Origin of the sequence: Pallidibacillus pasinlerensis (genome assembly GCF_009996845.1) — a bacterium.
GTDB classification, from domain to species: domain Bacteria; phylum Bacillota; class Bacilli; order Bacillales; family Caldibacillaceae; genus Pallidibacillus; species Pallidibacillus pasinlerensis.
The window spans coordinates 19,817-32,252 of record NZ_JAACYS010000030.1 but is presented as its reverse complement, the minus strand read 5'-3'; the positions used below and the strand labels follow the sequence as shown (position 1 = coordinate 32,252).

The window sequence follows — 12,436 nt, the reverse complement described above, 5'->3', positions numbered from 1 at the left end:
TATTAATTGTTTACTCGTAAATAATTATTTGAAACTTGAGGTGGAAAGATGAACGAACTAATCTCTATCGTTGTACCGATGTACTTTGAAGAGGAAGTCGCTGAAGAATGTTATAAAAGACTTACACATGTTATGACAACGAATAAATTTAACTATGAACTCGTATTTGTTAATGATGGTAGTACAGATCGAACGCTAGATATTTTAGTAGAATTAGCATCTAAAGACGAAAATGTAAAGGTTATCAATTTTTCGCGAAACTTTGGACATCAAAATGCAGTAACAGCAGGAATTGATTTTGCAAAAGGGGATGCTATTGTCATTATTGACGCAGATTTACAAGATCCGCCAGAATTGATTCCTGATTTAGTGGCGAAATGGCGTGAGGGCTTTGATGTCGTTTATGCAAAACGGAAAAAGCGTAAAGGCGAAACGTGGTTTAAACTTTTAACTGCAAAATGGTTTTATAAATTCTTAAATTATATGTCCGATATTGAGATTCCAAAAGATACTGGAGATTTTAGATTAATTGATCGAAAAGTAGCCGCTGTTTTTAGAAAAATGACGGAAAGAAACCGTTTTATTAGAGGGATGATTTCTTGGATTGGTTTTAAGCAAACTTACATTGAATATGAAAGAGATGAAAGATTTGCAGGAGAAACGAAGTATCCATTAAAGAAAATGCTTAAGTTTGCATCAGATGGGATTATTGCATTTTCAACAAAACCATTAAGAATTGTAACCTGGATTGGTTTTTATTCCGTAGTGTTATCCTTTCTGGTCTTGTTATATTCATTAGTTGTAAAATTGTTTGATTTAGGCGATGTTCAAGCCGGGTGGACGTCAATCATGGTGGCCATTACATTTTTTGGCGGTGTTCAATTACTAGGATTAGGGATTGTAGGTCAATATATTGCGCGTATTTATGATGAAAGTAAAAATAGACCGGTTTATATTGTTAAAGATGTGTATAATGTTGAAAATGATATAAAAATTGAAAGTGAACCAAAGGTTGAACAGTCCACACATCATGACCGTTAATCATACATAAAGTGGTAATTATCGTAGTGGGAAAACGTGTCAAATATTTCCGTGGATCTGACAAACGAAAGCTCTGAAAGATTAATGAAAAAAGTTAAAAGGGGCATCCGGAAGTTTATTAACTTTAGGATGCCCCTAGTTTATTTTAAATGGCTAACTAACAATTATTCGTTTGATTCGATTACAGTAGTTTCACTTTTCTGTTCTTCTTTTTCAACGATTCCTTTAATAAATGAAATGACTTCCTCACGTAAATCTTCATGTTGTAATGCAAATTCGATTGTCGTTTTAACAAACCCGATTTTTTCACCAACGTCATAGCGTTTACCTTCAAATTTGTACGCAAAGACACGTTGGATTTTATTTAATTTAGCAATCGCATCTGTTAACTGAATTTCCCCACCTGCACCAACTTCTTGCTCTTCTAGAAATTTGAATATTTCTGGAGTTAAAATATAACGCCCCATGATTGCAAGGTTAGAAGGCGCTGTTCCTGGAGCAGGCTTTTCAACGAAGTTTTTAACTTGGTATAGGCGACCTTCATTGGAAAGCGGATCGACAATACCATAACGGTGTGTTTCGTTTTCAGGAACTTCTTGAACACCAATAATAGAAGAATACGTTTCCTCATGTTTTTCAATCATTTGTTTAATACAAGGCACTTCGCTTCTAACGATGTCATCACCTAGTAAAACGGCAAATGGTTCATCACCGATAAAATGACGTGCACACCATACCGCGTGCCCTAACCCTTTTGGCTCTTTTTGGCGTATATAGTGAATGTTTGCCAAGTTAGAAGAGTAATTCACTTTTTCCAAAAGATCAAGTTTACCTTTATCTTCAAGGCTTTTCTCTAGCTCAGGAACTCTGTCGAAATGGTCTTCGATTGAACGTTTCCCTTTTCCTGTCACGATAATAATATCTTCTATGCCTGCTTCAACGGCTTCTTCAATTATATATTCAATAGTTGGACGATCGACTATAGGGAGCATTTCCTTAGGCATCGCTTTTGTTGCTGGTAAAAACCGAGTTCCCAATCCGGCCGCTGGGATAATCGCTTTTCTGATTTTTTTCATTAGTAATGAAACCTCCAAATGTAATCAAATTTTTATTTTGTAACAAATATGATCGTTGTTACGTCATTAAGTATAAGAGGTATAATTTAAAGGAAGATATATAACAGTATGTACCTAAAAATTGATTATAAATATTATACCATAGATTATCCGGTGGTTGTACATTGTACATATATTCATATGTATATGGAACAGACGGACAATTCATTAATTAAAGTGGAAAGTTTTCAATAACTTTAAATTATTGTATTCGTAATTATTTAATGATTTTACTAATTCTACCCATTTCATGACCGCGGTCATATATGGGGGTATGGTACAGGGGGACAGGTCCGTTGTCCCATTTCGGGTTTGGTCAGGGGGACAGATCCGTTGTCCCGATTTTGGGTTTAGTACAGGCGGATAGTTCGGGCGCCCCATTTTTGCTTTGGTACAGGGGGCGGATCCAGTGCTTCACTACTGGATGTTCATAAATTTTTTCATAATAAAATTCTTGTAATTGTTGTAATAAAATTGTAAAAAATTCGACAGGTTTGGACGCTTTCGATCAAACAAATCTTGACCTTTTCAAAGAAATAATTTATTATGAATACGGTTGAAAAGAGAAAATGAGATTGCTAGTTTAATAATATACTAAATAATTTCTTGATTATGTCCTAATTTTTTAGGTTAGGATATTGCTAGGGAGGACATAATAATGGAGTTTATTATAATTCCAATACTTTTATGCTTTGTTTTATCACTCCTATTAACACCTATAGTAAAAAAGTTTTCTATTAAAATTGGTGCAATTGATAAACCTGATGAGAGAAAAGTACACAAGAGAATTATGCCAAGAATGGGCGGGTTAGCCATTATTATAAGTTTTATTATCGGATGTTTAGTGTTTATTCCGAATCCACTTCAAATTTGGCCGATCCTTGCAGGTGCTGTCATTATCGGTATCACTGGTTTACTTGATGATATGTACAGTTTAGCACCTCGCACAAAACTACTTGGTCAAATTATCGCAGCAACGATTCCGGTACTGTTCGGAGTGCAAATTGATTTCATTACGTTGCCAAATGGAGAAATGATTCATTTTGGCTGGCTTGCGATTCCGTTAACGATTCTTTGGATTGTGGCCATCATTAATGCGATTAACTTAATTGACGGATTAGACGGATTAGCAGCGGGAGTTTCATCGATTGCCGTAATTACAATTTCAATTTTAGCGTTAACATTAGGTCATCCATTGACTGTATTAATGGGAATCATTTTATTAGGAAGCATTTTAGGTTTCTTAGTATTTAACTTCTACCCGGCGAAAATATTTATGGGTGATACAGGATCGCTATTTTTAGGTTACATGATTAGTGTGTTATCTGTAATTGGTCTTACAAAAAGTGCGGCGATTTTCTCATTGATTATCCCGATTATCATTTTGGCTGTACCGATTATGGATACAACGTTTGCGATTATTCGACGAATTGTACAAAAGAAGCCATTATCAGCTCCTGATAAGTTTCATTTACATCATTGCTTAATCCGCTTAGGCTTTACGCATAGACAATCTGTAATTATTATCTATTTATTGAGCGGTATTTTTAGTTTAGCAGCGATATTGTTTACTCGTGCGACGATATGGGGCGCATCAATCTTAATCGTATTGCTGTTAATTTTAGTCGAATTGATTGTCGAAGTAACTGGACTAATCAGTGTGAATTACCGACCATTACTTAATTTAATTGGACCAAAAAAGAATCAAGATGAAAAATAAATCAGAACAAAAAACACCACTTCATAACGGAGTGGTCTTTTTTATGCTTGAAAAAGGACAGTTTACGGTGTTGTAGGTGGAATGGTTCGGTGTATCTATTCTGATATAAGAAAAAAGTGTTTAGCTCAATGTCCGATTTCCACAAATTAAATTTTTCCAGGTCCATTAATCTTATATTGATATGGGGACAAGGGACCTGTCCCCGTGTCCCACCTGCCACGATTGGGACGATGGACCCGTCCCCGTGTCCCACAAAAGTGTGTAATATTTTTCTAGTTTTTGCTAAAAATAAGGATAAAAAACGAGGTTTGTTATGTTTCCAATTACTAATTTATTCGTTGGGTTTGCAATCGCCTGTATTTCAGCATACCTTTTAGTTTATCCAATAAAGTGGTTAGCCTTTCGTTTCAATGTGATCGATATCCCGAATAAAAGAAAGGTTCATACGACGCCTACACCGAGACTTGGTGGCCTTGCCATTATTTTTAGTACATTTTTCGCGCTATTTTATTTACAACCTGTCCATCCCCAATTTTTAGCTTATATTTTTGGAGCGATCATTATCATCATTACTGGTGTTTTAGATGATAAATTTACGCTCAGACCACTATTCAAACTCGTCGGTCAAATTTTGCCTGCAATATTTCTTATCATTCAAGGAGTGAGTATTGAAAGAATTACCCTCCCGTTTATCGGGATTGTTGAATTTAGTCCGAGTATTTGCATCATTGTCACACTTATTTGGATTATCGGGATTACGAATGCGATTAATCTTATTGATGGATTGGACGGTTTAGCATCAGGGGTATCGACGATTGCCTTATTAAGCATTTTAATTATGGCGATTATGGACGGACAATTATTTATCGTCATTTTATGTACCGTTTTAATTGGTAGTAATATTGGCTTTTTATTCCATAACTTTCATCCGGCAAAAATTTACATGGGTGATACCGGATCATTATTTCTTGGCTACTCCATCGCCTATATCTCCATTTTAGGATTATTTAAAAAACTAACCCTCTTTGGCTTTGTCATTCCCGTCATTGTTTTAGGGGTACCAATCTTTGATACGTTATTTGCAATTGTTCGCAGACTACTCAACGGCGAAAAAATCATGACACCGGATAAAAAACATATCCACCATCAATTGTTAGCAGCTGGATTTAGCCATCGGACGACGGTTTTAATTATTTATGGAATTAGTGCCGTGTTCGGTTTGTTAGCGATAATTTTTTCAAACGCCTCAATAAACTATTTGTTAATTATTACACTAATTTGGGCGCTGCTTGTGTACATATTAGCGGAGTTTGTTGGTTTGACTGGTGCGGGGAAGAAACCGATCTTAGGTATGTTCAAAAGGATATTAAAAATAAATCGCCAGTCACAATGAAAAAAGAGATATAGAGTAAGGGCCTCTATATCTCTTTATTTGAACTATTGGAGTTGAAATAAACGATTAAAACTAAGCTTAATGCAAGGTATATACAAACGGCTGGGGCGAACAACACATGTCCTGCTAAAAAGGCAACGCCTAACCCAATACCTATCGAAATAATTAAAAGTATATTCTCTAATTGGAAGAAGTTCCTAAAATTAGTGAATAACGATTTTAACACAATCCATGCTACTAATAATATTGGTAAAAATACTAATAACGAACCGATTATTCCAAGTGAGAAGAAAATATCGAAAAAGTCCATCTCGATTAACTTCGGTTTCACTTCATAAAAACCGGCATACCCTAACCCAAATAATTTATGGGCAATATCCGCGTCAACATAGTCGTTATAAATATTTGTGAAGTAAAGTCCACGGGAACTTAAAATGACGTTGATGATTTTTATATCCATGAAAGCCGGTTTTTCTCTAGCGGCCACTTTCTCTTTAATGATTTTATCTTCTTCGTCTTCTACTTCTTCAACTTCTTCAGGCTCTTCTTCTGCAACTTTTTCAATTGTTTTATTGATAGTCTGAACATCCCCAACGACATTACTATAAGCCGGAGTAAATGGGGTAATGACGGAAATTAATGCAATGATGACGATATTTAAGGTCAACACTTTAACGTATTTTTTCCCTGTATCATTTTTCGTATTGGACACCCAAGTTAGGAATACAACGACAAGTCCGATAACAAGGGTCATAATCATAGCGAAAAAGCTTACTTTCGTACCGATTAATAAAGCTGTAATCGATAGTAATAATGTAGGAACCCAGTACATAATGTCTTTTGCACTCTTCGTTTTTAAAATCGCATAAATTAAACAAATTGGTAAACAGATACCAACAATCGCACTTAACTCATTTCCAGCGAAAAACCAACCTGTATATCCTGATTTTATCCACCTATACGTGTTTTTTGCTGTGCCAGTTAAAATTGAGATGAACATGGATATAGAAAGTATAGTCATCGCGATGGCGACAGCCGAATATAACTTTGTCTTCACCCGATCAATCGTTTGATTAGGAGTAAAGCACATAAACAGTGCGATAAACATAATTGGGAAATATAGTACTTTAACGATAAACTGTACTTCAGAGAAGAAATAAAACACAGGTTTTGTTAAAAAGTTTAGGATAAAACTGATCCCGACCACGCTGAACAGAACAATGATATATGTAATAATTTGTTTTTTCAGTGGATGGTTATTGCCGAAGAATATATATAGTAGGGTAAATCCTAAGAATAATACCCGAATGGCAATACCGATCGTTACACTCGTACTCAAATAATGAATCGAGATAAAAGTTAAAATATCAAGGATAGGTTGTAGGATGATAAAATATTTTAAATAGTCAATAAACTCCCCGCGTTCAAATATTGATAACATCTAATTGCACCTCTAGTAGTAACATCTATTTATTTTCAACATGTGTTTAGTTTATAATATTTTAGTTATAATGTCTATAAAAGAACTGGGCATTGTTATACTTAAAAAACAATTTAATCGTAAGTTATCCTATAATAAAATGAACTATACATAATAACTGGAGGAGTAAAATGGATAAAATCCAAATACAAAATGTGAACTTTAGTAATTACCGGATTGATGAATTCCTTGATATATTTGAAACAAGAATTGAAAAAGAGGAAAAAACATTTGTCGTTACGGCAAATCCTGAAATTGTCGAATATGCGAATAAAGACGAACAATATTATCAAACATTACAGAAAGCTGATTTCATAACTGCCGATGGAATTGGGGTTGTAATTGCATCAAAAGTTTTAAAAACACCTTTAAAAGAACGTGTCGCCGGCTTTGACTTAATGAGTGAATTGTTACACATGGCCGAAAAGAAAAATAAAAAGGTGTATTTGCTTGGTGCGAAAGAAAGCACAATCGAAAAAGCTTATAAAAACATTAAGGACAAACATCCTGAATTAAATATTGTTGGGTATCATCACGGTTATATTGATATTGAGGACGAAGAACTTGTTCAATCAATCGTTCGATTAGAACCAGACATGATTTTCGTCGCCTTAGGCTTCCCGAAACAAGAATATTGGATTGAAAAACATATGGATAAATTCCAAAAAGGTTTGTTTATGGGTGTAGGAGGAAGTTTTGACGTTTGGGCTGGTGAAGTGAAACGGGCGCCTGAAGTTTGGATCAAGCTCAATTTAGAATGGTTATACCGGTTACTTAAACAGCCGACAAGGTTTAAACGGATGCTTGTTTTACCGCAGTTTCTTGTAAAAGTAATGGTCAAAAGAAAATAGAACTATCTTAGCTGAAAATGAAATTAAAATAGTAACAATTGCTAAGTTATTATATAATCATGCAAGGAAACACGTTTAAAAAAATGTTGTCTAAATGTGTTTCAAATAAGGTCAGAATCAGTACATACAATGATGAATAACCTGAGGTGTAAATATGAACGAACCATTAGTCACAGTTTTTATGCCTGTTTACAATAGTGAACAATATATTAAAGAAGCGTTAGAAAGTATTTTAAACCAAACGTATAAAAATTTAGAAATTGTTTTAGTAGATGATGGATCTACGGACCGTTCGGTAGAAATTATTAAAAGCTACCATGATGATCGGATTCGATTAGTTCAAAATGAGAAAAATATGGGGATTCCATATACACGAAATGTCGGATTAAAAGAGGCAAAAGGAAAGTATCTTGCCATTATGGATTCGGATGATATTGCGATGCCAAACCGGATTGAAAGACAAATCGATTATTTAGAAAAAAATCCGGATATTGATGCGGTTGGGAGCTACTATATTCAGTTCGGTGATGTAGCCGAAAAGAAAGTAACGCCAAAATATTCGAAGCCAGAAGAACTAAAAATTATGTTAATGTTTTACAACCCGATTGCGAACCCGTCAGCTACAATTCGGATGGAGACGCTAGAAAAGCATCATATAAAGTATAATTTAGACTTTTTTGTCGCCCAAGATTACCAACTTTGGGTGCAACTAGCGAAAGTCGGCAAACTCGAAATTCTCCCTGAATTTTTACTAAAATATCGTTTCGGTCATGAAAATATATCGAAAAAATCAAATCGTGAAAAACGGGAGAAAAGAAAACGATTAATTGGTCGAATTCATGAAGATATGCTCGAGTTTCTTGGCGTTGGTTTTACAAAAGAAGAATTAAACGTATACAACGAATTTTTTACCGAAAGCTACGGATCAGCGGTATCAAATATAACTACCGTTCATACGGTCATTGATAAGTTGAAAAAGTGGAATAAAGACACCCAAACCTTCGATCATGACTTATTTTTATCGATACTCGATGACTGTATTTTGTTAGCAATATATCACCAAAGCTTAACTGGTAAAGAAAAAGTGGCATTGTATAAACAGATTACAAGTAACCGTCAAGCAAAAGATTATGTCATTATTTTGCTGAAACATTATTATCATAAAATGAAAAAAGTCATTTAAATTTGATATTAGAAAGCATAATAAAAATAATAGAAAAGCGGCTATTCTAAGAGTGTTACTACTCTAATGACAGCTGCTTTTTTAACTTTAAATAAAAGAAAGTTACTAATACGGGAATTAAAGTCGGTAGATTAATTACAATTTTAAACATTATTAAAGTGATAAACAATTATTTCGTAATAATTACATCTCCGTATTATTTACAAAATAAGTTGATTGTAAAGAAATTATTGAATAAGATAAAAGTGGTATGTTTATAAAGTAGTAATAAATAGCGATATAACATTAAGGAGTGTGCAATTTTGAATCTTTTCTATAAAAGGTTTTCTAATTTTTCGACATACGTTATATATGCGATCTTTGCCTTGATGGGCATCTTACTATTGGTAGATTTTTTGTTTGATTTTTCAAATGAACATTATATTTTTTATATTATTGGATTTTTGAGTATGATTTTTTTGGGAATTTTTGTATTTGGTCGACTGACGAATTATCTTGAGAAGAAGAATGAAAAATGGGTCATCATTGGATTATTGGTCGCTTGTTTTTTAGTGAAATTTTTATGGATTTGGTTTAATCGAATTCCGCCGATGGTGGATTATGCTAGATTTTATAAAACTGCAGTAGATTTAAGTGAAAGTTTTGTTATCGATAGTCGATACGTAGCTCTTTTTCCTCATATTTTTGGTTATTCATCTTTTCTTAGTGTTTTTATGAAAGTGTTTGGCACTAGTTATATGGTAGCCCCGGTTGTAAATGTTGTTTTAAGTACAATAGCAATGGGATGCATCTATTACATATGTAAAAAACTAGCAGGTGTAAAAACGGCAATTATCGGTAGTTTATTATGGATTGTATTACCTTCACAAACAATCTTTAATATGTACGTGTTATCTGAACCGCTTTATACAACGGTACTCCTAATGAGCATAGCGCTTATGATTGTAATTAAAGATCGGTTAAAAAATAAGAACATAATCACAATTGTTCTCTATTCCTTATTATTATCAATCCTACTTGTAGTAGTAAATATGTCACGTCCAATTGCAGCTATTCCTATCATAGCACTTGCAATTTGGTTATATATAATAGACACAGGTCATCTTAAAAATAAAAAATTACTCTTGAATAAATCAGTATATTTTGGAGTTGTCATTGTTAGTTATTTCATTTTATCTTCATTAGCAAATCAATATGTATCGTTACGATTAGGTGAGGAAATCGCAACAACTCCAGGCTACAACATTTATGTGGGTTTTAATATGGAAAGTTATGGAAAGTGGAATCAAGCAGACTCAGATTTACTGTTTTATTATAACGATCTTGAAGGTTGGACTGCTAATGATGTGCAAAAACAAATGCTCGAGGAAGCAAAAGAGCGAATCTTTAGCGGAGAAATAAATTTCCCAGAACTATTTTATAAAAAATTTCTGAGCTTCTTATCAGGTGACGGAGCTGCGGTAGGATATGCAAGTTCAGTTTTGGATCACCCTCTTCGCTTAATAATGATATCGAATACTTTTTATTATTTTCTCATTGCGTTTTCACTTTGTGGCATCGTAGCTGCTTGGAGACGTAAAGAAAAGTCAATTTTAATTATCGTTACTTTATTTGCGATCGGTCTTACGATGGCGCAAATGCTTGTTGAAGTGGCAAGTAGGTACCATTATTCTATTACGATCTCGTTTGTAATACTTGCTGCAGTTGGTATAAACAGCGTTTTGGAAAAACGGCAAGGTTTAAAAGGCAAAAGCGAAATGAATGGTGAGAATCCAGTATAAGACTGATGGGATTTAAAGTTACAATATAAAAATGGAGCGAAAACAATGAAATTTTCCTTTGTAATTTTACATTACTTAACATATGAAGACACAGATGAATGTATTGAATCGATTTTAAAAAATATAGATTATCCTGACTATGACATTGTATTAGTTGATAACGCGTCAACAAATGATAGTTTACAGAAATTAGAGAAGAAATATGGCAATCACGAAAAGGTTTATTTTGTGAAGAATGACGCAAACCTAGGTTTTGCCAAAGGAAATAACTCAGGATACAAGTTTGCGAAAGATGAGCTAAATAGTGATTTTGTTGTAATGATAAATAATGACACGATTATTGAACAGCGTGATTTTCTGTCTGTCATCCTTGAAAAATACAAACAAACGAATTTTGATATTTTAGGACCGGATATCGTTTCTACACAGGATGGCTTACATCAAAATCCGAACCGAAATCGAGGCTTTACGGAAGAAGAAGTTAAAACCGAAATGAAAAAACTACAAACGAAGTTAATGCTTAATTATCTCGGTTTGGAAGACTTGATTCTTAAACTATATCGAACTGTAAGAAAAAATCCGACTCCTATTGCAGTGAATAAAAACTGGGAAGAAGAACAAGAAAACGTTGTATTGCATGGTTCTGCCTTAATTTTTTCACCGAATTACGTGAAAAAGTATAATGGACTTTATAGTAAAACATTCCTTTATATGGAAGAAGATATTCTATACTATATAGCGCAAAAAGAAAACTTGAAAATTTTATATACACCGGCAGCGAGAATTTATCATAAGGAAGACTCTTCTACGAATGCAGTTTATCGGAAAGAGTCAAAAAAGAGAAGATTTATTTATAAACATGTCATCGCTTCATCGAAGGAATTTTTACGATTACGCGGGGACGATCGGATTTATAAAGAAGATTTGCTAAGCTAAGCGGAAACATATGATAAATTAGAATTCAAAAAATAGTTATTGAGGTGAAAAAATGAAGGGAATTATTTTAGCAGGTGGAAGCGGAACAAGATTGTATCCCTTAACGAGAGCAATCTCAAAACAACTTCTACCTATATACGATAAGCCAATGATTTATTACCCATTATCCGTTTTAATGTTGGCAGGAATTAGAGATATTTTAATTATATCAACACCGACAGACACACCACGTTTTGAACAATTATTAGGCGATGGTTCAGAGCTTGGAATTAATTTGAGTTACGCCATTCAGCCTTCGCCAGATGGACTAGCACAAGCCTTTATTATCGGTGAAGAGTTTATTAGCGATGACAATGTTGCGCTTATTTTAGGTGACAATATTTTTTATGGTCACGGCTTTACGAAGTTATTGGAAGAAGCAGCCTCACGCGAAAAGGGTGCGACAATCTTCGGTTACAATGTAAAAGACCCAGAACGGTTTGGTGTCGTTGAATTTGATGAGACTGGAAAAGTGATTTCCATTGAAGAAAAGCCAGAAGTTCCTAAGTCTTCCTATGCTGTTACAGGGCTTTACTTTTATGATAATCGAGTTGTTGACATTGCAAAACAAATTAAGCCTTCCGAACGAGGCGAGTTAGAAATTACTTCTGTAAATGAAGAATATTTAAAACTTGGTGACCTTCACGTTGAATTATTAGGAAGAGGATTTGCCTGGCTCGATACGGGGACGCATGAATCGTTATTAGAAGCATCCGTTTTTATTGAAACAATTGAACAGCGTCAAAGCTTAAAAGTAGCATGTATAGAAGAAATCGCCTATCGGAAAGGGTACATCACAAGAGAACAATTATTAAAATTAGCTGAACCATTAAGTAAAAATGAATATGGACAATATCTTATTCGTTTAGCAAATCAAAAAGTTTTATTTTAATTTTG

The 12,436-nt window shown here is 34.0% G+C and carries 10 protein-coding genes; 8 read left to right on the top strand and 2 right to left on the bottom strand.

Going from position 1 to position 12,436, the window contains the following annotated elements:
• Nucleotides 1-48 precede the first annotated feature (48 nt).
• Nucleotides 49-1,041, top strand: a complete 993-nt coding sequence (locus GW534_RS08010) for a glycosyltransferase family 2 protein (protein ID WP_161920525.1) — start codon at nt 49-51, stop codon at nt 1,039-1,041.
• A 164-nt stretch (nt 1,042-1,205) separates the two neighbouring features.
• On the opposite strand, the gene galU is transcribed toward GW534_RS08010, so the two are convergent.
• Complete coding sequence (galU, locus tag GW534_RS08005) at nt 1,206-2,117, bottom strand: UTP--glucose-1-phosphate uridylyltransferase GalU (RefSeq protein WP_161920524.1); 912 nt, start codon at nt 2,115-2,117, stop codon at nt 1,206-1,208.
• Between the two features lie 697 nt (nt 2,118-2,814).
• On the opposite strand from galU, the gene GW534_RS08000 reads away from it, so the two are divergent.
• Together GW534_RS08000 and GW534_RS07995 are read left to right on the top strand one after the other, a co-directional pair.
• On the top strand, nt 2,815-3,876 hold the full coding sequence (locus tag GW534_RS08000; protein WP_161920523.1) for a glycosyltransferase family 4 protein: 1,062 nt from the start codon (nt 2,815-2,817) through the stop codon (nt 3,874-3,876).
• 313 nt (nt 3,877-4,189) lie between these two features.
• Nucleotides 4,190-5,269 (top strand): MraY family glycosyltransferase, encoded by a 1,080-nt coding sequence (locus tag GW534_RS07995; protein WP_161920522.1) that lies wholly within the window; start codon nt 4,190-4,192, stop codon nt 5,267-5,269.
• 25 nt (nt 5,270-5,294) lie between these two features.
• Here the strand turns inward: GW534_RS07995 and GW534_RS07990 are convergent, their stop codons facing one another.
• Nucleotides 5,295-6,710 (bottom strand): O-antigen ligase family protein, encoded by a 1,416-nt coding sequence (locus GW534_RS07990; RefSeq protein ID WP_161920521.1) that lies wholly within the window; start codon nt 6,708-6,710, stop codon nt 5,295-5,297.
• Nucleotides 6,711-6,880: 170 nt separating this feature from the next.
• Here GW534_RS07990 and GW534_RS07985 point away from each other — a divergent pair, with 170 nt between their 5' ends.
• From GW534_RS07985 to rmlA, 5 genes are all read left to right on the top strand, one after another.
• Entirely contained in the window at nt 6,881-7,600 is a 720-nt protein-coding gene (locus tag GW534_RS07985; RefSeq protein WP_161920520.1) for a WecB/TagA/CpsF family glycosyltransferase, read from the top strand.
• Nucleotides 7,601-7,754: 154 nt separating this feature from the next.
• Nucleotides 7,755-8,783, top strand: coding sequence for a glycosyltransferase family 2 protein (locus GW534_RS07980; protein ID WP_161920519.1), 1,029 nt, complete (start codon nt 7,755-7,757; stop codon nt 8,781-8,783).
• Nucleotides 8,784-9,085: 302 nt separating this feature from the next.
• Nucleotides 9,086-10,564 (top strand): glycosyltransferase family 39 protein, encoded by a 1,479-nt coding sequence (locus tag GW534_RS07975; RefSeq protein WP_161920518.1) that lies wholly within the window; start codon nt 9,086-9,088, stop codon nt 10,562-10,564.
• Between the two features lie 45 nt (nt 10,565-10,609).
• A complete protein-coding gene (locus GW534_RS07970; protein ID WP_161920517.1) occupies nt 10,610-11,500 on the top strand; it encodes a glycosyltransferase family 2 protein in 891 nt (296 codons plus the stop codon).
• Between the two features lie 52 nt (nt 11,501-11,552).
• Entirely contained in the window at nt 11,553-12,431 is an 879-nt protein-coding gene (gene rmlA / locus GW534_RS07965; RefSeq protein ID WP_161920516.1) for a glucose-1-phosphate thymidyltransferase RmlA, read from the top strand.
• The last annotated feature ends 5 nt before the right edge of the window (nt 12,432-12,436 follow it).